Raw genomic sequence first — 24647 nt, 5'->3', positions numbered from 1 at the left:
GGTAAGTGTACACCTCCTTTATAGTTAAATAAGTCAACAAAACAGCAATTAATTGATGCCAATAATGCACAAATTAAAAATTAATCGAAAAACCAAACACTTACATTAATGATGCCAAATCGACACCAATAAATTGCTTTTTAGTTTCTATTTAGACATAAAAATAACGCGCACAATGATGCAAATTCTCTATTGAAGCACGTGTTATGAAACACTTATCAGGCCTACTTTTATCTTTGGTTGTGTCGGGCTCAGCCTTGGCTAGCTCGCCTCATGGTTACGGAATACATTATATTCATGGAGAAGGTGATGTACGGGGCGTAAAGCTTGCTTATCAGTACCATACAAAATCATGGCTGCCCGCAATTGGCATCATGTTGATATGTATTTTGAGTCAAGCGTCAACTTTTGGCGTTTCGGTGACAGCGGCAAGTACGATCAAAACTTTGTCTTAGCCGTATCTCCGGTGATCAGATACCCGGTCATGACACTCTATAACAGACCTTTGTCTATCGAGTTTGGTATTGGCTTGGCACTACTTGAAGATACTGAGTTTGCAGGAAAAAACGTGAGTACCCATTACCAATTTGAAGATCGGTTAGGGCTCGTTTACAAATTGGGAGAGGCCAATATCGCGATGCGATATATTCATTATTCTAATGCCGGCTTTAAAAGCCCAAACCCGGGATTGGACTTTTTATCTCTTTCTTATTCATCCAAGTTTTAAAGATAAAAAAAGCCACAACCTAGGTTGTGGCTTTTTTTATGCGTGTTCGATTTTAATCACTGGCCGCTTTTGACACGACGCGGTGAGCAAGCAAGATAAAGTATCTTTCACGGCCTGCGCACTAAACTCAATGAGCTCTATGTCAGGCACTTTGATCTGACCTGATTTCACATCGGCTAGGAGCTTTTGCCCCATAAAGCATAAGTGCTGTTGTGCACAGAGGTTATTTGCTAACCAAGCACCACCAATTGACACGACACCAATGTTTGGCGACTTCTCAAACAACAGCTCTTGAGGAATTTCACTAAACCCGTTCAAACAGGCTATGCGGCCACAAAAACGTAAATGTTCTAAGTCTGTCACAAACGAGTCACCGCCAGAGGTGTTTAAAATGCAGTCGAACCCCTCAGGACCAATCTCACGCTTAATTTGGTCGCACACGTTTTCTGACTCACAATCAAAAGCAAAATCAGCCCCTAACTTACGCAGTCGTTTATGATGCTCTTTTTGTGCAAAAGCAAAGACTTGTGCGCCCTTTTGCTTTGCGTATTGTATAGCGAAATGCGATACGGCACCCTGTGCGCTATTGATGGCGAGAGAGTCGCCCTCTTGCAACTTTAACTTCTCAATGGCGAGTAACGCAGCCATGCCAGCATTCGGTAAGATCACCGCCACTTCAGGGCTAATATCGGCTGGCAACTCAGAGACTGCGTGATTAGGTACCACGGCAAACTCTTTTAACATGCCTTTTTGTGCCAAGTTAGCATTAAACAACACTCGGGTGCCCGCTTTTGGAAATACCCCTTTACCAGCTTGAATCACTGTACCAACGGCATCCAACCCTAAAATATGCGGATATTCCCATTGGCTAAACCCATCTCTTGCCATTTTTGCATCTAAGTGATTGAGCGCGACATATTCAATGGCCACGAGCAATTCATTGCTTGTAGGCTCAGGCATGGCGTGTTCACTCATGACTAAGTCAAAGTCAAGTCCGTGCGAACGTAATTCAAGGGCTTTCATCTTAGTGTGTTCAATAGACATAGTATGTTGTATCTCCAAAAGTGGCGCTGTTGCACGTATTAAATACTTGCAACCAGAGCCTTAGACCATTGTCCGTTTAGTTCACCATATACACTTACCGACGAGCTAAGTAGCATATTTCTCATGGCCATTTGCGATTGTTGCGCTATTAAAACATCTTGACGCGCATCCAACAACTCAAGATAACCCAATTGCCCTTCTTTATATCCTGCGGTTGCTTGCTGATAAGCACTTTCGGCTGCAATCACTTGCTCATGTGCATAATTTAGTTGCTCTTTAGCTTGTGACAAGACACGTAATGAATACTCTGCCTGTGCCAAAACATGGGTTAAGGTTTGGCGGTAGTCATAGTAGCTCGCTTCGCTCAGCGCCGCTTGTCTATCTATCTGTGCCAACAACTGAGGGTAACTAAACAAGGACCAGCTCAACGTGGGGGCTACCTGCCAGCTAGATTGGGTATCATTAAAATTAACCCCAGTTGGGTTGAGCACCCCAGCAAATGCCGAAAAACTAATGTCTGGATATAGCGCTCGCTCTGCACTTTGCGACAGGTAGCTTTGCTGTTTAAGCTTGGCAATTGCACTTTGTACATCACCACGTTGCAGCAATGCATCCGATGCCGAGTTTACGTTAATGGCAATCGCTAACGCTTCATAACGCGCTTGCTCTAATGCATGCAGACCTAGTTTATCAGTCGACTTGTTGCTCAACACGGCCAATGTCTGCTCTACTCGAGCCAGCTCTGTGGCAATGTGCGGTAAGCGTTGCTTGTGCTCAAAATATTGCGACTTGGTTCGGTTAAGCTCCAGCTCTGTTGCCACGCCTTCTTTGACACGGATCTCAATGATGGCTATCGACTCTTCAAGTGCTGTAAGTTGCGCTTGAGTCAAGGTCTGAGTTTGCTTGAGCGCCTGCCATTGCAGGTAACTCTGGATGGTCGTTGTGACTAGCTCTCCTGCCAGAGCTTGATACTGGCCTTGCTGAGCCTCTGCTGCGGATGTAGCTGCATCCGCCAACTTGGCAATACGACCCGATAAATCCACATCCCATGTTAATGCACCGCCACTATTTAGTGATTCATTAATTGGGCCTTGCATGCCATTAGTAAGTACTGTGGTACCGCGCTGCTCGGCAAGATTAATATTACCTTGTGGTAGGCGAGCGCGCTGAGCTTCACTTAACCCCGCCATTGCAGCGCGCAAACGCGCTGCAGAGGCTTTGAGGTTTTGGTTGGCAGACATCACATCCACCACCAGCTGATTTAAATGCGTGTCCTCAAGTTGCTGCCACCAATTGGCTTCATCCGAACGCGCTACTGTGTTGAGTACCGCTGTGCCGTCGACTTGTGAGTTAAATGCCTGCTGACTTGCAGCCACATCTTGCTCGTAGGAGGTGCTTGTACATCCTACTATTGCAGCAACAGCCAAACTTAAAATAGACAGTTTAATAATGCGCATGTTTACTGCTCCTTTGGCGTTACTAGACGATAAAATACAGGTGTAAATAGTAAGCCAAACACGGTTACCCCTATCATGCCGAAAAATACTGCGTTACCCATGGCTTGACGCATTTCTGCACCCGCGCCTGATGCCAATACCAGCGGGATAACACCTGCGGTAAACGCGATTGAGGTCATCAAAATTGGGCGTAATCTTAGTCGGCATGCTTCAATTATGGCCTCTAAATGTGTCGCGCCTTGTACGTGCTTGTCTCTGGCAAACTCTACCATCAAGATGGCGTTTTTCGATGCCAGTGCCACTAATACAATCAAGGCAATTTGCGTAAAGATATTGTTGTCACCACCTAGCATATACACACCAGCAAGTGCCGAGAATATCGTCATAGGTACGATTAAAATAATCGCCAGTGGTAAACGCAAACTCTCGTACTGCGCCGCAAGTACCATGAAGACTAAAACCACAACCAATGGGAATACATACACCATGGTATTACCTGCCAAAATCTGCTGGTACGTGACTTCAGTCCACTCGTACGCCATGCCTTCCGGCAGAGTGTTTGCCAATACTTTTTCAATGGCTTGCTGTGCTTGATCTGAGCTGTAACCCGGCGCTGGGCTGCCGTTTAGCTCTGCTGTCACATAACCGTTATAGTGCATCACACGATCAGGGCCTGTGGTTGCCTCAACGGTAACAACTGAACCTAATGGCACCATGTTGCCCGCGGCATTACGCACTTTGAGGTTATTAATTTGTTCTTTTTTCGCTCTAAACTCAGCATCTGCTTGCGCTTTCACTTGGTAAGTACGGCCAAATAAGTTGAAGTCATTGACATAAACAGAGCCTAAATATACTTGTAAAGCATCAAATACTTCCTGCAATGGAATACCTTGAATAAGTGCCTGCTCGCGGTCGATATTAATGTCCATTTGCGGCACTTGTACTCTAAAGCTGGAGTAAAGGCCGGTCAGCGCTGGATCTTGCTGCGCCGCACCTATGGTCGATTGTAGCGCTGCAAACAATGCTTCAAACCCTTGGTTGCCTCTGTCTTGAATTTGCAGTTTAAAACCACCCGTTGTGCCCAAGCCTAAAATTGGCGGCGGTGGGAATACCGCAACAAATGCCTCATCAATGGCTGCAAAGCGCATATTCAGCTGCATCGCAATTGCCTGCGCTGACAAGCTTGGGTCATTTCTGTCTGCAAAGTCATCCAGTGGCGTAAACACAATGCCGCTGTTAGTGCTATTGGTAAACCCGTTTACAGATAAACCTGGGAATGCAACCGTGTGTGCAACACCCGGCACTTGTAGAGCAATTTCTTGCATCTGTTTAATGACTTCTTCAGTGCGGTCTAAGCTTGCTGCATCTGGTAATTGCGCAACGGCGACCAGGTATTGCTTGTCCTGCTGCGGAATAAAGCCGCCCGGTACAGACTGGAACAAACCAATGGTTGAGCCAACAAGTGTAAGATAAACCACACCGACAACTACACTCATACGGATTAGCTTTTTAACGATCGCTTCGTAGCCTTTTGCACCTTTATCAAATAAGCGATTGAATGGCTCAAATAACCATGCGCCAAATAGCTTATCAAGCAGGCGTGTTAACCTGTCTTTTGGTGCATCGTGCGATTTTAACAAAATAGCGGATAGCGCAGGTGACAGCGTCAGTGAGTTAAATGCTGAGATCAGCGTCGAAATCGTGATTGTAAGCGCAAATTGCTTGTAGAATTGACCCGATAAGCCCGTAATAAATGCCGTTGGAATGAATACCGCACACAGTACAAATGCAATCGCGACAATTGGGCCAGTCACTTCCGTCATGGCAATTTTAGTGGCTTCGTATGGACTGTGGCCATCTGCAATATTACGCTCTACGTTTTCCACAACCACGATGGCATCATCCACAACAATACCGATTGCGAGTACTAGACCAAATAAAGATAAGGTATTTATTGAGACACCTAACATTTGCATCACAGCAAACGTACCAATCAGCGATACCGGCACCGCAATCAATGGAATAATAGAGGCGCGCCATGTTTGCAAGAACACCACAACCACTACAACTACCAATAGAATTGCTTCCATCAAGGTCATGATAACTGCGTCAATTGAACCGCGGACAAAAACAGTTGGGTCGTAAGCGATTTCATAAGTCATCCCCGCTGGGAATGTTTTCTCAAGACGTGCCATGGTTTCACGCACATCATCAGACAGTTCAATGGCGTTAGTGCCCGGACGCTGGAAAATCGGCATTGCAAGGGCTGGCTGGTTATCTAACATTGCACGCAGTGCATAGTTTTCTTGTCCAAGTTCAACTCGAGCAATGTCTTTTAAGCGAGTCAGTGCGCCATTGTCGCCTACTTTAATGATCACACTTTCAAACTCTTCAATGCTCTCTAAACGGCCTTTTACATTTAACAAAATTTGGAATTGGTTTTCTTCAGGTGTTGGCTGTGCACCCAATGAACCTGCTGCAACTTGTTGGTTTTGCGTACGCAGTGCATTGACCACATCTGACGCCGTTAAGTTACGTGCAGCCAAAGCGTCTGGGTCTAGCCAAACACGCATTGAATACTTTGCACCACCAAATAGCTGCAAATCACCCACACCCGGTAAGCGTTTAAGCTCATCTTTGATGTATAAGTCAGCGTAGTTTGCCATGTAAGCAGTGTCTTGCTCACCATTGGGTGATACCAAGTGCACAACCAATGCAAGGTTGGGTGATGACTTTTGAGCTGTAACACCTAAGCGCTGTACCTCTTGCGGCAAACGCGGTAATGCATTGTTCACACGGTTTTGCACCTGTACCTGCGCTTGATCAAGGTCAGTACCTAGCGCAAATGTGACAGTCAACGTTAAACGCCCATCACTGGTGGCTTGCGAGCCGTGATACAACATATTCTCAAGACCATTGAGCTCTTGCTCAAGTGGCGTTGCCACAGTCTCTGCAATGACTTTTGGGTTAGCACCCGGGTATGTCGCGTTAACAACAACCGTAGGCGGCACAACTTCTGGGTATTCACTGACCGGCAGTTGAAACAATGAGATAGCACCTGTGATGATAAAAATCATCGACAGCATGGCCGCAAAAATGGGCCTATTGATAAAAAAGTGGGAAAATTTCATAACGCTCTCTTAGTTTGCCGCACTGAGTAATAAAGAAGAGTCAGACTGCTTTAAAACAAACTGAGTATTTTCAAAGGCTAAACTGACAGAATTCGGGGTAATTGGCATACCTGGACCGACACGCGCAGGACCATTAACAGCAATGCGATCGCCCTCTTCTAAGCCCGATTTAATGGCACGAAACGCACCGTAGCGCTCGCCAAGCTCAACCAATCTGTACTGCAAGACATTGTTTTCATCGATGGTCAGGACAAAACGGTTTTTAAGATCTGTACCAATTGCACGCTCAGGCACAATGGCCATTTGCTGTGCATTTTGCGCACCGATTGAAACGCGAGCAAATGCGCCCGGCTTTAAGTGATGCTGCTGTGCATCAAATACTGCACGCACTCGCAATGTGCCAGTGTTGGGATTAATTTCGTTATCGATAAAATCAAGTTTACCTGCTACTTGCTTGGTCTCGCCCAAGCGCTGAAGCTGTACTGTGATCTGATCTTGTACAGATACACCAGCAAATTGGCGGCTCCATGTGCGCTCATCCACATCAAAATAGGCGTAAATTTCATCGTCAGAAACAATCGTCGTCAGCTCAGTTTCACCCGCTTTAACATAGTTACCTGTAGTGACGACTGCACGAGAAATAGTGCCGCTGATAGGCGCGGATACTTGGCTGAACTCTAAATCTAACTGCGCGTTTTGCAGACGTGCCTCAATGGCATTTTTGTTTGCAATCGCACTGCGAAGGGTTGCACTACGCTGTTCTGCTTCTTCTGTTGAAATAGCATTTTGTGCAACCAAACGATTTGCACGCGCGGCTTCACCTCGCGCTTGCTCTAAGCTTGCCTCAGCACTTTTTAACTGAGCGTTTAAAGTATCAATCTGAGCTTGGAAAGGTCTTGGGTCAAGGCTAAATAATAACTGACCTTTGTTGACGCGTTCACCCTCGGTGAATGCCATACGTTCTATTTGACCGGATACACGCGGTTTAAGTAAAACGCGTTCAGGCGCTTCTAAACGCGTGGTAAATGTGTGCCAAGATTGAACTTGTTCAAGCTCAACGCTTGCTACGTCAATAGTTAAAGGAGGCGGCTGTTGTCCTTGCTGTGCATTGGATTGACCACATCCACTTAAAACAAGGGCAAGGGCCACAGCACTGAGTGTAAAACCTAACTTTTTCATTTGTTGCTCCGCAGAAAATTAATATGCGGACATCGTACGCCTGTTATTAATGACGAAAAACAGTGGTTTTTTAAAAACATTAATGCCAGAATGGCACCAATGAACATTTATAGTGATGCCAAATATGGATACAACCAGTCGATTGATCATGTTATTAGAGGTCGTTGAGCAAGGCTCTTTTTCAAAAGCAGCCGAAGTCAGAAACATAGATCGCTCAGTTATATCTAAACAAATCAGTAAATTAGAAGAGGAGCTTGGTGTACGTCTACTCAACCGGACTACCCGTTCATTTTCATTAACTGCCGCTGGCGCTGAAATGGTTAAAAAAGCTGCTGAGCTGAGAGTACTGCTGCAAGACACTGTGCAAATGGCTGAGAACTATCACCAAGAGGCCCGTGGTTTATTGCGTATCACCTCATCAAGTTACATCGGTAAGTACTACCTGCTGCCGGTGATCAATGATTTCCAAAAACGTTTTCCGCAAGTCACCATAGAGTTAAGATTAGATGACCGCGTCATCGATATGGTATCCGAAGGCTTTGATCTGGCGTTTCGCGTTGGTGAACCGAGAGACTCCTCATTGATCGCACGTAAAGTGGCGCGTAACCGTATGTTGATTTTAGCCACGCCACAGTTTATCGAGACCTATGGTGAGCCAAAAGAAATGTCTGATCTGGCTGAGCTACCTGCTGCTGCATACTCAAGTAACCACATCCGTTTTGAGTCCATCAGCTACATCGATGAAAAAGGCAAACCTCAAGAGCAGCCTATTACACCCGTGTTCAAATCTAACGATGGTGAAGCATTGCTTGAAAAGGTGCTCTCGCATACTGCGTTTTGTACCGCGCCTGCCTTTTTCTTTGCCGATCATATCGATCACGCGCAGTTAGTGCCAATGCTGACACATGTCAACTTACCTGACTATAGCGCCATGTATGCCGTTTATCCGCACCGCGATTTACCGGTTAGAACACGGTTATTTTTAGATGCAGCACGGCATTATATTGGCGAGGCAGTGCCTCGTTGGGAGCATAATATCCCGGGTCTAGATAAGATGTATCTGCCGAAATAAGCTCAATTGATTTATCACAAGTTCACCTTAAAAAGGCTCACTTGTGATAAATCAATATAAATCATACTATTCAATCAATACAATTTCTTTTTTCTGAGAGATGCGCTTTACAAACAACAACTGAGTGTCATTGATATCTGAAATCGACGTAATACCGTTATCGACTTGCTTAAGCACTTGGTAAGTATGTTCTTTTAAATTATAACGCCACAACATATTGCTTTTTGTCAGCCCAAATAAACGACCATCTCGCTCAACAAAGCCGGCCTTATGCGTATGCTGATTTAATAGCGCCAAAGCCACCACCTGGCCCTGATTTAAATGCCAAAATTGACCATTTGAATCTTGATAAACCAGCTCATGAGGCTTCAATAGCACTGCATCTTGTATTGCCACTTTAAGCAAGTTCTCTATTTCCCCCTCTTCATTTCGAGTTGATAGGTGTACTATTGCCTCTTCCTCATAAGCGAACAAAGTATGAGTAGGCAGGTTCGACTGATATACCCCTACGAACCTTTGCTCAGATAACAAGCTTTTATAATTTCCAGTTAAGTCATAGAGATACAGCCCTTGGTTAGTCGCAACATATAACTTATTTTCATCAGCGTGCCACTCCACAGACAATGGATATTCCGCACCATTAAATTGTGTCAATCGCCTTGGCTCTCCTCCACTTGACAACCAAACTTGCTTTCTTCCTGAACGCTCAGAGATAAATGAGAGGTGTGCCGTGTTTTGACTCCATTTCCCTTGTGCTTCTCGCCTTGTAGAGCGAACACTGGGTTTTGACTCACCCAGCACTTGGCCATCAACATAAGGCATAGTAATTAAGTCCGAATCGTAAGTACCGTAAGTGCCCACAATCGCATTGGTGTGTGGGTGGAAATTAATGCTGTAAATATCCTGATAAAGGGGTAAGGTGATAGGCTTTACACTGCCATCAAAGTCCAGTTCAAACAAGGATTTACCACTACCATAAAGCAGCCTTTGAGAGTCAGGGTCAAAATTAGGATAAATACGTGAACTGCCATCAAATGACGCGGGAAAATCAATGATATTTTGCGCAACAAGCTCACCAGAGGGTTTTAGCAAACTCAATACTTGCCCACCTTCTTTGTTAAACCCTATCACGGCCAATAATTGATGAGTGGATGAATACCTTAATACATACAAATGTAAGTTTTTATCTTCAAAGAGCGTGGCGACTGGATGGTTATTTATATTGTGCAACGCAACACGTAACTGATTGTTTTGCAAATCAAGTGTGGCAAATGAATCTGCAGTTAACCACTGAGGGTGATACATTTTGGTCGACTTACATGCTTTTAGTACATGAGGTGTTTGCGGACTTTTCAAAGCTTCAGCAAAATTGATTGCCACCAAATCCCAGCAGTTTTTTACAGTATGATCGTATTCAATGGGCTGGTGCTCACATGCTCGGTTTTGCAAAAAGCCCAGCTTTTCTCCATCTGGTGAAAACGTGAACCCCGTGAATTTAGCACCGCTCAATGTCAGCTTCATTGATTGCTCACTTGCAAGATTTTTAGCCCACAGCTCACTCTCGCAATGCGCCAGGTGACGGTAAAATACCAAGTATTTACCATCAGGTGAAAATATCCCCGCGCCTTCTTGTACATCACTGGCAGTCAAAGAAGTCAGTTGAGTAAACTCGAGCGTCTCACTCTGCGGCTTTGCAAAATAAAACACACCCATCAAGCTGATAATAAACAATACAATTACCAAAAAAAGTACAGGCTTTGTGGCTTTCTTTGCATGTGTATGCGCCTTTATTACTGGCTTGGTTTGTTGTTCGCTCCATAAAACGGCGGCTTCTAAGCTATAGCCTTGCTTTGAGTGCGTTTTAATGATGGCCTGCGCTTTACCGTCATCGCCAAGTGCCTTTCGCAGTTCAGCAATAGCACGCTGTAGTGAATTAGGTGACACAACGACGCTTTTCCAAACCTCGTTAATCATCTCATCATGACTGACCACTTGCCCCTGTCTTTTGGCCAAGCAATATAAAACCGCAATCACTTTAGGCGGCAAGATCTGCGGTTGGTTTTTATGGGTGATTTGATTTCTCGCGGTATCAATAACTCGCTCGTTTATTATTATTTTTTGTCGCACGTATTTTAGCCTAGCTTTTCTTATCAGTGCTCACATATACCCATATGTACAACACAAATAAGTAATAATTTCATGAAGATATCAAGAAAATTTCAGGTCGATTTCATGTTTTCCTTGCTCAGTTTGTCACACTGTAGCCTCACATATCACAATAATAATTCAGGAGCGTAACATGCAATTTGTATGGTACATATTATTTTTCATCGCGACTTTTTGTACACAAGCTAGCGTAAACCCAATCACAGTAGCACCACTTATCGTTGGCAAAACGCTCAGTATTTCCTCCAAATATATAAAGGATGCGCCAAACTTTGATGTGTATTTACCCTCGGACTATCACACCACATCTGAAAAGCGTACCTACCCATTGGTTGTTACGCTAGATGGTTGGCTAGTCTCTGAGGTAACAAATGGTATTTTAAGCCACCTCGGCGACACCGCTTCCATGCCGCAAGCCATTATCGTGTCGGTTCACTCTCATAATAGGTTTGCATGGGGACCTGAATTGTATGTAAGTAACAGCGGTTGGCAGGGGGAAAAGTCAGACCGCTTAGAAGGCTTTTCACAGGGGCGCTCGCAGGACATGATTAACTACTTGCAACAAGAGCTTTTTCCATTTTTAAAAAGTCGGTACCGCATCAATGATTTCCGTATTTTCATCGGTGCATCGCCCACTGCGGCATTTGGTTTGCATACCTTAAATGCAGCACCTAATCTATTCAACGCGCATTTCCTATTTGCTGCAACCGATGTACTGGGATTGGGCTATACACCTGATACCACCATGATTGATGCAATCGCTAAAAGCTTCGAAAAGACCCCCGACAGAACCGGTTTTCTCTATGTCGCGTCAGCAAAGCGTGAAGCTGAGAGAAACCCGGTCAGATATACGCTTGCCAAACAGCTTCGAGAAGCGCTCGCCCCTTATTCAAAAACATTTAAGTTAAAAGTCGAACACATAGATGATTATGGTCACTACCCCATGATAGTGCCCGGCTTATTAAACGCCATTGGCTTTGTATTTCCGCGTAAAGACTGGGATATAGGTATTAAATTCATCGAGTTCACAAATAACGGGAATCAAACACTGACAGATATCCTCGCCCATTATCAAATGCTTAGCAAACAAGTGGGATTTGATGTCTACCCCAATTTAAACCTAAACAATAATGCAGCCTGTATTCGTGCTATTGCTCAGCGTTTACGAGCTCAAGGTCGCTATAATGAAGCTGATGCGTTATTTAATTATTGGATATCACACTCGCCAAGCTCTGCGTCAGCTGTCGCTGGACTCGCCGTCAGCAAAGAGCTGCAAGGTGAAGAAAAAGAGGCTCTGACACTCTATCGTAAAGCGTTAACGCTAACTGAGCCTGAAAATACCAGAAGAAAGGAATGGTTGACAGGTAAAATAGAATCACTGACAAAAAAGTAAATTCTGCCCCTCATATAATGAGTTTGTAACCCATGAGGACCTGTTCCATCAGGTCCTATTTACTGACATTTAAGCGCTTAATTACACTTATAGCCATTAATTGAAACAGGGCAAGAATAGTTCGGATCAGAAATTGGCCCACATCCCATCGCAGAAATACCACCTGCTATTTGGCGTGTTTTTTCTTGATTTAATGAAGCCATTGTCTGAGAAAGGTTTTTTACGCTCTTTTTGTTCATTTTTAATTTCATTGTTATTTCCTTTACGTTGATGAGCCAAGATTGGCAAAACCAGTGTGTCGCTAATTAGTACAAACAGGCACTAGACAATCGTCTAATAAACAAACAAGTTCACAAAAACGTCATATAGTCATACTCTTCTTTTATTGAGATAACATAACAATTACCAATTGATAAAGGATGCTATCATGGTCATGCCACACACACCTATGCCAAGTTATGGTCGGATACCGCTCCTAGACACTATTCGCGGGTTTGCCTTATGCGGCATCATATTTGCTAATTTAATGAGCTTTTTTGGGTTTTATTCATTAAATTATGCACAAATAAGTCAACTCCCTTTTGCTGACAGAGCCACGTTATTTGTCATTGATTGGCTGGTGGAGGGTAAATTTTATACCGTGTTCGCCATATTGTTTGGCGCAGGATTTGCGCTATTACATGAACAAAAGCAAGGCGCTGATTTTGCTTCGTATTGGCGCAAGAGAATGGGTATTTTATTGATCATCGGCCTCATCCACATGTTTTTTATCTGGCATGGCGATATTCTTGTTTTGTATAGCCTTTTAGGTATGGCATTGCCTTGGTTTATACGTTTCTCTGCATCGCGCTTGCTTTTTATCGCCCTCACCCTCCTGTTTATACCTTTACTTATTCACCTCATGGCCATAATCAGCAAAGATGCCAGCTTTTGGTCAGCTCTAAAACTGATTGCGCTAAGCTTAAAATCAAATCTCGGTTATGAACATACCAGCTTGCTGAGCATGCGCACCTCAACCGAATTTATGGACGTGTTTGTTGCAAACATTTATAGCGCTATCCCAAGACCTATGTCTTATCTTATTACGGGAAGGCCCTTTCAAGTTCTAGGACAATTTTTACTTGGGATTTATTTTGTCAAAACGTTTATGAAACAGGGTCGTCTCAACATCGTTATTTCGTGGCAGGCAATTGCTTTTTTAGCGCTTACAGGGCTTTTACTGAATTTAGTGTACGCCGCAGTCAAAGCCATGACAGGCAGCCCGTTTTCTCTTAACTTAATGGGTCTTATGCAAGGTGTGTGTTACCACCTAGGCTGCCTATTCTTGGCATTAACGTACCTTGCTTGCATCGTCAAGTTAGTCGATAAATGCCACAACAAAGTTGTACTTGGGCTTAATACATTAGGGCGTATGTCACTGACCATGTATTTAATGCAAACCACGCTCTGCGTCATGCTGTTTTATGGGTATGGCTTAGCACTGATGAATACGTTGCCATTTTATTTGATTGGTGTATTTGGTGCTGTCATTTTAGCTGCGCAAATATCTTTTGGGCTATGGTGGCTTAATCAATTTCGACAAGGCCCGGTAGAGATGATGTGGCGAAAGGCGTTGTAAATATGTAAAAAAGGGCCAGTAAGCCGGCCCTTTGGTCGATTCAAGAGGAGATTATTTACACTCGCCTAGGTGTTTCCAGACTGCCCAACGGCTAGAATATTGCGCTGGGTTTTGATTACGAGTCCACCACTTCGCTTGGTATAGCTGTCCATCAAGGCTGGCTTGCTTACCTGACGTATATACGCTGCTCGCCTGCCATGCTGGCACATCACAGCTCGGTTTACTGCCATTCACTTTAAAACGGTTAGTCGAAGATTGTGTGCTCAGGCCTTGTGCATCCGTTGCAATGGCAAAGACGCTGTAACTCCCCGCCGATGTAGCCTTAAAGTTTGCACTGTATGGTGCCACACGAGATACTGCCACTTGCTTGCCATTCACAAAGTAAGCGATTTGCTTTAAATCGTTGTCTTTGTCACTGGCCACAACTGAAAGCGCAACTTGCTCACCAACATTAAATGTACTGCCATTCGCAGGGCTTGTTAAGCGTACGCTTGGTGCCTCTGGTGTTGGCTGTGGCTCAGCATTTGTCACCGTTATGGTGCGACGAACAGCCGCTGATTGTGCATCGTCATTATCATAAGCAACCGCTGATAGTTGATAAGTACCTACTTCAAGTGGTTGATAGTTAAATGCATAAGGCGCACGCGTTAGCTCGGTAAGCGCTTGACCATTGACACTCACTGCAACTTTAGCAATCTCACCATCACTGTCATTGGCAGCAAACCTCACTGACACAGATTCACCTAATTCAATCGATACATTATTTGATGGTGAGGTGAGTGATAAGCTTGGTGCTTGATTTGGCTTATCAGCCACACCACCACACTCTAGTCCCTTTTTCCATACGCCCCAAGATCCTGAATTGCTCGCTGGGTTTTGGTCTCTGTTCCACCATTTCGCTTCGTATTCAAATCCATCATAGGCAACTTTATTACCCTGAGTATAGACTTTGCCACCTTGCCAAGGTACTGTTTGACATTGACTAGGGTCGATCAGACTAAATGACACCGGTGCAGAATCTGTTGATAGACCATCGTTATCAGTCACTTTTGCTGTTACCGTATATACCCCTGTTTTATCTGTGCTAAATTGCGTCTCAAACGGCGCTTTCAAATCGGTATTGTACAATGCCCCATTGACAAAGAACTCTACCTTCTCAACTGCACCATACTCATCTTTAGCATCAGCTTTAAACGTAACGTCACTGCCAACCAGATAGCGTCCGTTACTTTCTGGGCTGGTAATAGAGATGGTCGGCGCTTTATTCTCAGTACAAGCAAAAACGCCTACCGCTTTAAACGCTTCTCCCACAGCCTTCGTATCGTAGCCCAAGTCAGCCGCAGCATCTGTAACGCCACAAGCAAGCGATTCGAACTTACCATTGTAAACCCAAAAGTTTTTATTGGCATGAAGCATCACTTCATAAGCTTTTTTAACGCCCCAACCTTCACTATTTGCGAGCAAATAAAAAGCGCGATTGAATACACCCGAACTGTGGTGAACACCCATACCTATTTCAAACTTGCTGGCATGACCGATAGATCGGCCATCTCGCTCTGGATTTTCCATATAACGAAGCGCCGTTCTATTTTTAAATATGCTCGCGCCAATCAACCAATCGACCTCACAAGTGCCATCTGGTTTTTGGTTCATAAAGCACTCAAGTGCTTCAGAGGTCATATCTGAAAATGATTCATTCACGCCACCAGACATATTGCTATACACCAATTTAGAGTTTTGATGCGTCACACCATGACCGATTTCATGGGCAACAACCCCTAAAGACGTAAATGGATAAACGCCGTAGTTATCTAAGTCACCATCACCAAAAGTGACCTCTTTACCATTCCAAAACGCGTTCAAATAATCTTTACGATAATGGATTCGCATAACAAGGTCGCCCGATAATGCACGGCTATCGAACCAATCATTAAACATGTCTATGGTTGCTTGACCATAAAACATCGCGTCGTTGAGTGGTGAATAAGCACCATTTACATGCTTATGAGTATTTTCGTGACATGGAAATTGATACGTTTGCGTATTGGTTGTGCCATGCTCCATGTCAATCACACGTATATCTGTATGAGACATTTCACAATTTCCATTACCGAGCTCCTTTGCGTGGAACTTTGGCATATCATCACCATAATAATGCTTGCCAATTTTCTCATTACCGCCCGGGCCCATACCAATTTTCGAGTGATTAAGTGTTTCAATACGCGACAGCACTTCACCTGTATGTGCATCAATTGCAAACTCTGGGCGCATTGGTGCATGCTCAGTTTCAGCAAACAAGGTCACTAAATAAGCGAGTTTTGCCTTGCCTTGATGAGGGTAAATAACCAGCTCAACCTGCTCATCTGATGTTGCAAGCAGCTCAGCAATTTGCTCTTTTGCAAACTCAATGGCTTGCTTATCCGAAATACTTGCTTTAACCGTATCAAGCGAGATATTTGGAACCACAGAGCCACTGATTGAGGTAATTTCTCCCTCAGGTTGAAACCAAACACTTAAAAAATTTTGTTCATTATGGTGAGTGACAATTTCACCGCCGTACACCCGCACACCTTTGAAGTATTGGCTGCGGCGCATGTGGCGTCCGTCTTGCGTTTTTTGGTGGGTAATAAACTCTAAATCTTGCTGCTCGTCACTTGAGGCCGCTCTAAAAAAGCTTTGATGTTGTGACAACTGCGATTTGATATTTGCCTTCAATTGTTCATTGTTGTGCAGGCTTACAGGCTCGCTGGCCAATGCCGCGAACGTTGAAAAAACACCAACACTTGCCGCGACCAGTAGCGCTATTTTTTTTGCTTTTAACATGGATATTTACTCTGTACTTGTTGTTATAGTAAGAAGGTGCATCCATGCACCAGAATGAACTCAGTTTGAATGAGCTCGATTCGAACGAGCTCAGTTAATTAATCTGTTATAGCTTGCGCCATACTGAGCTGCTGCCCGGAGTTTGGCCACGAGTCCACCAGCGAGCTTGGTAGGTCTCACCATTGTGAACCACTTTGTCACCACCGGTATAAACTAGGTCACTGCGCCAATCGCGTACTTTGCCATCATCAGGAATGATCTCGGCCCATACACCGCCATTGCTTGGCACCGCACCACGGGTCCACCAACGTGCTTTATATTGAACGCCTTTGTACCAAACCGTGTTCCCACCGGTGTAAACCTTGTTTGCATCCCACGTTGTCTTGCCATCATCTGGCGTTGGCTCTGGATCCGTTTCCACATTCTTAATCGTCACATTAAACTGACGCGTCACGCTGTGCTCGCCATCAGATACCACAACGGTGCCTGTGAGTGTCTCAGTTTGTGTTACTTCACCCGCTTTGACCGTGACAGTGCTGCCTGTGCCCACAATGGTGTTACCCGGTAGTTGCCATGCAAAGCTCAGTGCTTTTCCTTCAGGATCGGTTGCTGAAACGCTGATAGACTTACTGGTGTTTTCATCGAGTGATATCGCTGAAATTGTCCCAACTACAGGCGCTTTGTTCTCTACAACAGGTGCTTTAACAATGACTTTTACTGTGCGATTAACCGTGTTTGCACCATCACTGACAGCCAAATTGACAGTGAACACAGAATCACTTGTGACACTTGGTGCAGTCACAATAACGCTGTTATTTTCACTTTGTAGATTTAAGGCCGCATCACCTTGCCAAGAAAAAGTAAGTGCTTTTCCTTCAGGATCGATAGCTTGAGCCGTTAAAACATGAATATCACCCGCATTTAACGTAATCTGGCTCGTCAGTGTCACAACAGGTGCTTTATTGACCGGTGTTGGGTTAGTTACTTTACCTGCAAGACCTTCGTGCATTGCATTTAGGATGTCGCCATTGTCTGCATCGATTTCCCACGCAAATAGACCCGCTAAATTATGCTCACGTACATAGCGACCTTTTGCGCGCACAGAGCGAGGGCTGTCATAGGTAACCAAGGTGCCTTTTTGGCGATTCCAGACATATGCTGCTTCAGCTTGCTCATCGTACCCTACTTCAAAACCATTAATACCTTGCTCATCATGACCAATCATGTGTGCTTTTAGTCCCTTGTAGTCGATAACGCCAGCTTCCCAAACACCTTGCGACGTCGAACCGCGTAATTTACCATTTGCTGGTGCAGTCATTGGGTTATCAGCAATTTGCGCATTTTGTGGATATACGCCTTCCCAACCACGGCCATACATTGCCGTACCTACGACTAACTTTTCACTTGGCACACCTTGGGCTAAGAGCAATTTAATGGCATTGTCTAGCGTATATGCAGGGCCTTTTCGCGCTTCGCCTTTATCATCAACACCCGTGCCATTACACTCATCTGTAGACATATGCGAGCCACAGTAAATCGCAGTCTGGTGACCTGTTACATTGTTCCAGCCACCTGCAAAGTCATATGTCATGGCAAAAATGTAATCCATGTATTGTGCAGCTTGCTGATAATCAACATCTTCAATTTTGTCGTAGCCAGTACCGATCGCTGAAGTCAGTTCAAACTCACGACCCATCTCAACTTCAAGTTCATCAAGCATCTCGCGAAGCTCTTTCATAAGAATGATATAAACTTCGCCATCTTTGTCTGAACCTAAATCAGGATTTGCACCGTCACCACCTGGGAACTCCCAGTCAATATCAATGCCGTCGTAGAATTTCCATGTCTTGAGGAATTCACGCATTGAATTCACAAAAGTGTCACGGTTTGCTTTCACATCAAAGTCAAAGAACGGATCTGAAAGTGTCCAACCGCCCACAGAAGGGAGAATTTTCAGATCAGGGTTACGCTGCTTCAATGCCATTAGCTGTGCATATGTACCACGAATTGGATCTTTAGAACTGATCCCCGGTAACGCTTTTTGCACCGCAGCCCAAGGGTCATGGATCACCACTTCGTAGTCTTTTGAACTACCACAGGCCAACTTAAGTGCTCTCAAGCTATTGCCGTTTTCGATTTCCGCCAGCGAGTCATTTGGACCACATACTGGGATAAATCCATAAAGTAAGTGGGTTAAGTTATCCGCAGGAATTTGCGTCACATCGAACTTACGGCCATAAATACCCCATTCAACAAAATAAGCACCGACAACCGTGTTTGGATCTGTGTCGAACTTTTTATTGTTTGGATTCACATTCAGTTTAAGTGGCTCTAAGTGACCACCGTCTGTATCGGCGATCACAATTGGCTTTGAAGCAGACATTGAACAGCCTGATGCATCACACAATGCGATTCTTAATTCATGACGGCCAGACTTGTGATATGGAAAACGAATTGTGCCACCGGTTGTGCCCTCAGCGAGGGTACCTTCATTCACCACTTCATTGTCAAAATACACTTTATAGCTGTTGCCGCCTTTACCTGACCATGCATTCCATTCAATTTGAATATCCACCACGTCTTTGGCTTGGATCAGTTGCTTATATGACCCACGGCCATAAATATTCACATCAACAAACGAGTAATTTTGTGGTTTCCAGTTAATGCTAGGTGTTGATGGCGCAGCCACAACAGCGGCACTTGCAAGCGCCGCACCGACAGCTGCAGCAGTAGTTAAATATTTAAACATTTTTGAATTACCTCTATGATATTTTTATAGTTTTTTCCAAACGGAATGTTGGTCTGGTTGCTGATTACGCGTCCACCAGCGAGCTTGATAACGCACACCGTTAAAAGTCACGATTTCACCACCACGATAGGCTTTGCTTGACTGCCATAATGTGTTACCTGCATCTGAATCATCACCACTTGGGACTAGCTCCCACGCATGACTCGACGTTGGTAGTTGGCCGCGCACCCACCATTTAGCACGGTAAGTTTTGCCTTGATAAACCACGGTATCACCAGCTGTGTAGATTTTGCTGGGTACCCATGTATCGCCTGTCGGCTTATCAGGTGTGCCCGGATCGGTCTCGATGTTTTTAACATTCACAATCAGTGGGACTGTTTTGCTCAGACTGCCATCTGACACGGTCACTTTGCCGTCAAAGCGCGTATCCTCTTCCACCTGTGGCGCAGTAATCGTGATGGTTGAGCCAGCACCGGTGAAGCTCAATGCACTTGGTAGTTGCCAGTCAAAATTGAGGGTTGGCTGCTCGTCATCAAATGCATGGACATGCAAGTGCTTGCTCTGCTTCTCATCAATGGTGATGGGGGCTGGCGTGTGCACTGTTGGTGCGGTATTTTTCGGCTTTGAGATCACCGATAAGTTATAGCTATATGACTTGTCCGATAAAAAGACTTGGTTGCTCGAAACCGCCTCAGGATTAAACTCAATATTACCCGAGCTGTCTTTCACACCGATGCGCACAATGTCAGCAAATTGTGTATTAAGATTTAAAGCAAACTGACTTTGCCAGTGTGTTTCATTGGCTGAAGTGACATCGAAACGCTCTTGAATAAGCTCATTACCATTACCGTTGAATACTCTGACCCATACCGTGTCTCCAGCACTTGCCTCTTGACCTTGCTTGACAAAATAATCGACTGGGAACCAAGTATCTGGCGTCGGTGTTGGCTCAGTACCGCGTACAATGGTCACATCACTACAGTTATAGAAGCCTTCACCCACCACATCATCACGCTGCCAGCGGCTATATAAAATCGCATCACCTGAAAACTTTTCTGGGATCGCCACTTCCATCTCGTAATAGCGCTTGCCATCTGGTGCCATGAAAAATGCAATATTGCCATGCTCTTGCACCAACTCTAAGTCATTCCAAGCAAGTGGTTTTTGCTTAAAATCAGTACCCGGCTTGGTTAAATAAAACTGCCAAAAACTTGGATTATGTGGTGTCGTTGCACGGTAGCGAATTTTCACTTTGCCATTGGCGTTCGGTTTTATCTCCGTAGCTTGCCACTGCGTTGAGGGAATATTCATTCCCGCTTTTTGGCTATCACCTGCGCCACACAAGGTGCCATCTGGGATATTTGCTTCAACAGCGGCTTGGTTGCGAAAATCTGCTGTATTTGCTGCAAACTCATGCTTTTGAATAAATTGCACGTGTTCTGACTTAAGATATGCAGCACGGCATGCGGCATTGGGAATTTTTGAACCATCTTTTGGCCACCAAAATCCACCTTGCTCCTGACAGATTGCTTGCCTCGCTTTGGGAAAGTCCATATAGCCATGCGCGTTCACTTTACCAATGACGCCCACACCTATGGCTACGCCCAGCGCGCATAAGGTTACTTGTTGTCTCATAGTTTTCTCATTTATTGATTGTAAGAGTGATCCGCAGATCACTCCGGTTGGGAATAAAAGTGGCCGTTACAGGCTACATACTTTCTGCCATGCGCCACCGTTGCTTGGTGTGCCATTTGTCCACCACTTGGCTTTGTAAACAGCGCCGTTGTGGATCATCATGTCGCCGCCGACAGCATGACTTGGATCACCTGCCCAGTTGGTGCGAGGCCAATTAGGGTACGTATTGATATTTTCAATTTTCACGCCCTCACACTGCTGCCCATTTGGTGGGTTTTTATCGCCGTCACCTGGGGTTGGTACGTGTTTTTTAGCAACTGGCAGTTCAGGATATTCAGAGGCAAATGCGTATTGCTTACCGTCTTTTTCAACGACAAAGTTCACAGGACCTGTGATAGGCATGTAATACATAACCTGTGCATTCACAGTCTCACCCGGTGCAAAAGACTCAAGCTGACCGCCCCACTCATTTTTGAACGTGATAGAAAAGCGATGGAATTCATTTTCAAAACCGCCGATGTTATTACCAGCAGAATTGGACGCATCATGCTCTACACGCATGCCCAATTTTTTGCGCGCATTCCAATTTGACTTGAAAATAGCGGAGGTAGATGTGGGTACATTGAATGTGATCGTTGCACCCGTCAGGTCAATCTCAGAATTATTAGTAAAGGCAAAGGTTGGACGAATTGGATAGTTTTGGTCACCCACAGGGAAGTCTTTCGCTTCAAATGCAATATCAACCGCTTCGGTGGGTACTGCAAATGCACTATCACCAACATGATTGTCATAGGCAACACCACTTTGGTTAAATGTGTTGTATGCCAGCGCTGTCATTGTTGAGCCCATAAAGTACTCGCCCTTATCAGCGTGATAATCAAAGTCACCAGCAAGCTCCCAGAACATCACGCCGCCCAGACCCTTATCAACGACATAGTCTAATTTGGTTTTCATAGACTCTGTGTCTTCCATCGATAGGAATACTTTTTTCTCGGCGTTATACAGCCATGGCGCAACAGCAACGTCATCGTAATGGCGCACATAGTCACCGCGCAAAACATCATCTGCATCCGATTCAGGGGTTAAGCCATAAACTTCTAAGTAACTTGGGTTGATCCCATGCTCAAGGTTTTTCGCATGCCAAAGTGGGTTTGAACCGGCAGCCACTTCTTGACCGTTTTCAATGTCATGCCACAGGTTATCAATACCAATTGCGCCGTTGCCGCATTTGTTCTTCTCACCAATACCTGTGCCTTTTGGACAATCGCTTTGGTTTGGCAAAGGTGCGCGACCCCATAAGCCATTTTCACCACCGCGTACGTCTTTAAAACCACGGGTGTAATATGGAATACCAATGTTGATACGCCCAGCTGGTAATGCACCGCGGAAATAGTTCACCGCCCAGTCTGTATTCAAATAACCGATACCACCGAACTCTTTAGTGCCGTAGACATTCCACACCTTAAGTTCTGTGTCTTTGCCCGTATCGTAAAGCGGCGCATTGTGACCAACATGATCGTTCCACGCACCGTGCAAGTCGTACGACATGATATTTACGAAGTCTAGATACTGTGCTGTTTGGAAGGTTTCCATGCCACGCAATAAATAGCCTGATGACGGAGACGCAATGGTCAACATATAGTGTTTATCGTCTTGCTCACCTGCTTTATCAAGCGCTTCACGTAATTCTTTCATCAGCACTTGATAAGATTTATTTAACCCCGCACGTCTTGCATTACTCACAGGAAAATCTTCTGGGTGACCGGAGTCTTTCATTGATGATGGGTATTCGTAATCAACGTCTAAGCCATCAAAACCATAGGTTCTTAAGAACTCAACCGAGCTTTTCACAAATTGAGCAATACCAGCATGGTTAACGCTGCCATCAGCATTCGTGGTCATCGTATAGAAACCACCGTTATTCACGCGTTTACCCGTTTCGTCGAAATAGCCACCAGTTTCAGCCCAGCCACCAACCGAGATCATGGTTTTCACGTGTGGATATTGCTTTTTGTATTTATTCAACAGGTTGAAATGCCCTTTGTAAGGCAAGCTAGGATCCATTTCAGCACCAGCAATACCAGGCCAAGTCATATTGGTTGCCGCATTACCGTCTGCATTCGGGTTACCAATACTGATCTCATTTTTATCATTGACGTGTGCAAACGCGTAATTAATGTGTGTAATTTTGTCCCATGGAATGTCTTTAACAAGGTAGCTTGGCTGATCGTTTTTGCCGTGGCGCCAACTTGTGAAGTAGCCAATCACACGTCTTGGATGGTCCGCGCCCATTTCTTCACGTCCTTCACTGTCATAAATATCACAGTAAGACGGCGTTACACCCGGCGTTTGGTATAAACCCGCTGGGCGACAATCGTCATGTGAGCTTTGACCATCATCTTTCGCTTTCACCGTAAAGGTTCGGCTTATTTTTTCTGATTCTAGACCGTGTTCATCTTTCGCGACTAAGACGAATGTCTGCGGACCTTTTGCAGTAGCCGTCCATGTATATTCGAACTCATTTTGTGATGTGCTCACTACTTCGATGCCATTCACAGAGAGTGATTGAGTCAAACTATCTGACTCTTTATCATTTGCAATCAAAGTGAATACTATCTGACTACCGACTTCTAGTTCACTTGGCAATTGTGCAGCTAAGCGTGCGATCGGTGCTGTATTTTGATCTTTTGGCGGCAACGCTTCAACCGTCACTTTTCGACTGACAGATTTTGCAGTAGCACCATCATCATCTAACGCAACACCGTGAAATTCATGCTTGCCCTGTTTCGCTTGCCAAGAAAAGCTATAGGGTGCCTGACTCAATACTTTTACCAGTGCGTCGTTGTGGTATACCGCAACATGCTTCACTTCACCATCACTGTCGCTCGCAGAGAAATCAATAATGACTTGCTCATTTTCAGCCACAGTAATATCCGCGATTGGTTTAAGCAATTTAATTGAAGGCGCTTGGTTAACAGGCTCTGCGCTACTGCACTCGCCTAACTTCGTCCACTCTTGCCATTGGCCAGATTTTAGTTTTGGTGAAGAACGGTTCCACCAATTTGCTTTATATGCAACGTTATCTTGTTGCACCTGATTGCCACCAACATAAATTTTACCTGCTTCCCAATTGGCTAGATTGTCACAATTTACCTCGGCAAAAGCCGACGCACTGATCAAACCCATTGTTATGGCGCTGAGCTTAAGCACCTTATTTGAGGATTTTGACACGCTCATTTGATTATTTCCTAATTTGTATGATTTTTGTTTATAAAATTACATTCGGTAACATATTTACCCAATGTAATACTGAGCAGCGGCGATTGTACCGATCCAAAAACACACCACAAGGGATTAGCAAAAATTAAAAACAACCAACCAAAGAACCAGAAAAAAGGTGGTTTTAGACAAAATTATGAGTTACGTAACATATTGATATTGATTGTTTTGTTGATAAATAAACAACAAACAATTCGCAATAAATGTTAACCAAATTAACATCAATTTTGTTTACTTTTATTTACAATACGATGAGGACAAACCAGAAGATAAACCATTTTTATTATTAAAAAAATTAAATCTAATACCTTTATCTGTACCATAAGTAACCTAATCGGTACGTTGAGATTTTATGAATAGAAATAAAAAAAGAA

The 24647-nt window shown here is 44.5% G+C and carries 14 protein-coding genes; 4 read left to right on the top strand and 10 right to left on the bottom strand.

What is annotated here, in order from left to right; all coding sequences use genetic code 11:
• Positions 1 to 352: 352 nt before the first annotated feature.
• Positions 353 to 727, top strand: a complete 375-nt coding sequence (locus JF50_RS18980; protein WP_327077604.1) for an acyloxyacyl hydrolase — start codon at positions 353 to 355, stop codon at positions 725 to 727.
• Between the two features lie 36 nt (positions 728 to 763).
• Here JF50_RS18980 and JF50_RS18975 read toward each other — a convergent pair whose 3' ends face one another.
• Genes JF50_RS18975 through JF50_RS18960 form a run of 4 tightly spaced genes read right to left on the bottom strand, consistent with a single transcriptional unit; the run spans position 764 to position 7538 of the window.
• Positions 764 to 1771, bottom strand: a complete 1008-nt coding sequence (locus JF50_RS18975) for a zinc-binding dehydrogenase (protein WP_039610902.1) — start codon at positions 1769 to 1771, stop codon at positions 764 to 766.
• A gap of 38 nt (positions 1772 to 1809) precedes the next feature.
• The gene (locus JF50_RS18970; RefSeq protein ID WP_039610901.1) at positions 1810 to 3228 is read right to left on the bottom strand and encodes a TolC family protein; all 1419 of its coding nucleotides are present in this window, start codon (positions 3226 to 3228) and stop codon (positions 1810 to 1812) included.
• A 2-nt stretch (positions 3229 to 3230) separates the two neighbouring features.
• The gene (locus JF50_RS18965; RefSeq protein WP_039610900.1) at positions 3231 to 6359 is read right to left on the bottom strand and encodes an efflux RND transporter permease subunit; all 3129 of its coding nucleotides are present in this window, start codon (positions 6357 to 6359) and stop codon (positions 3231 to 3233) included.
• 9 nt (positions 6360 to 6368) lie between these two features.
• Entirely contained in the window at positions 6369 to 7538 is a 1170-nt protein-coding gene (locus JF50_RS18960) for an efflux RND transporter periplasmic adaptor subunit (protein WP_039610899.1), read from the bottom strand.
• A 124-nt stretch (positions 7539 to 7662) separates the two neighbouring features.
• Between JF50_RS18960 and JF50_RS18955 the strand changes: the two genes are divergently transcribed.
• Positions 7663 to 8610, top strand: a complete 948-nt coding sequence (locus tag JF50_RS18955) for a LysR family transcriptional regulator (RefSeq protein WP_039611097.1) — start codon at positions 7663 to 7665, stop codon at positions 8608 to 8610.
• A 66-nt stretch (positions 8611 to 8676) separates the two neighbouring features.
• On the opposite strand, the gene JF50_RS18950 is transcribed toward JF50_RS18955, so the two are convergent.
• Positions 8677 to 10737 carry a winged helix-turn-helix domain-containing protein gene (locus JF50_RS18950; RefSeq protein ID WP_039610898.1) on the bottom strand — a complete coding sequence of 687 codons (2061 nt, stop codon included), beginning with the start codon at positions 10735 to 10737 and terminating at the stop codon, positions 8677 to 8679.
• Positions 10738 to 10909: 172 nt separating this feature from the next.
• Between JF50_RS18950 and JF50_RS18945 the strand changes: the two genes are divergently transcribed.
• Complete coding sequence (locus JF50_RS18945; RefSeq protein ID WP_039610897.1) at positions 10910 to 12169, top strand: alpha/beta hydrolase-fold protein; 1260 nt, start codon at positions 10910 to 10912, stop codon at positions 12167 to 12169.
• Between the two features lie 77 nt (positions 12170 to 12246).
• Here JF50_RS18945 and JF50_RS27240 read toward each other — a convergent pair whose 3' ends face one another.
• Positions 12247 to 12420, bottom strand: coding sequence for a hypothetical protein (locus tag JF50_RS27240; RefSeq protein WP_155401385.1), 174 nt, complete (start codon positions 12418 to 12420; stop codon positions 12247 to 12249).
• A 176-nt stretch (positions 12421 to 12596) separates the two neighbouring features.
• On the opposite strand from JF50_RS27240, the gene JF50_RS18940 reads away from it, so the two are divergent.
• Positions 12597 to 13787 (top strand): DUF418 domain-containing protein, encoded by a 1191-nt coding sequence (locus JF50_RS18940; RefSeq protein ID WP_039610896.1) that lies wholly within the window; start codon positions 12597 to 12599, stop codon positions 13785 to 13787.
• A gap of 51 nt (positions 13788 to 13838) precedes the next feature.
• On the opposite strand, the gene JF50_RS18935 is transcribed toward JF50_RS18940, so the two are convergent.
• The 4 genes from JF50_RS18935 to JF50_RS18920 all read right to left on the bottom strand — a co-directional run bounded on the left by JF50_RS18935 (position 13839) and on the right by JF50_RS18920 (position 24231).
• Complete coding sequence (locus tag JF50_RS18935) at positions 13839 to 16610, bottom strand: Ig-like domain-containing protein (RefSeq protein ID WP_039610895.1); 2772 nt, start codon at positions 16608 to 16610, stop codon at positions 13839 to 13841.
• Between the two features lie 106 nt (positions 16611 to 16716).
• Entirely contained in the window at positions 16717 to 19359 is a 2643-nt protein-coding gene (locus JF50_RS18930; protein ID WP_039610894.1) for a glycosyl hydrolase family 18 protein, read from the bottom strand.
• A gap of 24 nt (positions 19360 to 19383) precedes the next feature.
• Positions 19384 to 20994, bottom strand: coding sequence for a lytic polysaccharide monooxygenase (locus tag JF50_RS18925; RefSeq protein WP_039610893.1), 1611 nt, complete (start codon positions 20992 to 20994; stop codon positions 19384 to 19386).
• A 66-nt stretch (positions 20995 to 21060) separates the two neighbouring features.
• Complete coding sequence (locus JF50_RS18920; protein WP_039610892.1) at positions 21061 to 24231, bottom strand: glycosyl hydrolase family 18 protein; 3171 nt, start codon at positions 24229 to 24231, stop codon at positions 21061 to 21063.
• Positions 24232 to 24647 lie beyond the last annotated feature (416 nt).

The organism is Pseudoalteromonas luteoviolacea (assembly GCF_000814765.1).
Taxonomy (GTDB): Bacteria; Pseudomonadota; Gammaproteobacteria; order Enterobacterales; family Alteromonadaceae; genus Pseudoalteromonas; species Pseudoalteromonas luteoviolacea_H.
This window is presented reverse-complemented; position numbering and strand designations above follow the sequence as displayed.

What these genes read in the sequence shown, in the direction of transcription:
- JF50_RS18980 (WP_327077604.1), top strand. Translation starts at nt 353, where the DNA reads ATGGCTGCCCGCAATTGGCATCATGTTGATATGTATTTTGAGTCAAGC.
- JF50_RS18975 (WP_039610902.1), bottom strand. Translation starts at nt 1,771, where the DNA reads ATGTCTATTGAACACACTAAGATGAAAGCCCTTGAATTACGTTCGCAC.
- JF50_RS18970 (WP_039610901.1), bottom strand. Translation starts at nt 3,228, where the DNA reads ATGCGCATTATTAAACTGTCTATTTTAAGTTTGGCTGTTGCTGCAATA.
- JF50_RS18965 (WP_039610900.1), bottom strand. Translation starts at nt 6,359, where the DNA reads ATGAAATTTTCCCACTTTTTTATCAATAGGCCCATTTTTGCGGCCATG.
- JF50_RS18960 (WP_039610899.1), bottom strand. Translation starts at nt 7,538, where the DNA reads ATGAAAAAGTTAGGTTTTACACTCAGTGCTGTGGCCCTTGCCCTTGTT.
- JF50_RS18955 (WP_039611097.1), top strand. Translation starts at nt 7,663, where the DNA reads ATGGATACAACCAGTCGATTGATCATGTTATTAGAGGTCGTTGAGCAA.
- JF50_RS18945 (WP_039610897.1), top strand. Translation starts at nt 10,910, where the DNA reads ATGCAATTTGTATGGTACATATTATTTTTCATCGCGACTTTTTGTACA.
- JF50_RS27240 (WP_155401385.1), bottom strand. Translation starts at nt 12,420, where the DNA reads ATGAAATTAAAAATGAACAAAAAGAGCGTAAAAAACCTTTCTCAGACA.
- JF50_RS18940 (WP_039610896.1), top strand. Translation starts at nt 12,597, where the DNA reads ATGGTCATGCCACACACACCTATGCCAAGTTATGGTCGGATACCGCTC.
- JF50_RS18935 (WP_039610895.1), bottom strand. Translation starts at nt 16,610, where the DNA reads ATGTTAAAAGCAAAAAAAATAGCGCTACTGGTCGCGGCAAGTGTTGGT.
- JF50_RS18930 (WP_039610894.1), bottom strand. Translation starts at nt 19,359, where the DNA reads ATGTTTAAATATTTAACTACTGCTGCAGCTGTCGGTGCGGCGCTTGCA.
- JF50_RS18925 (WP_039610893.1), bottom strand. Translation starts at nt 20,994, where the DNA reads ATGAGACAACAAGTAACCTTATGCGCGCTGGGCGTAGCCATAGGTGTG.
- JF50_RS18920 (WP_039610892.1), bottom strand. Translation starts at nt 24,231, where the DNA reads ATGAGCGTGTCAAAATCCTCAAATAAGGTGCTTAAGCTCAGCGCCATA.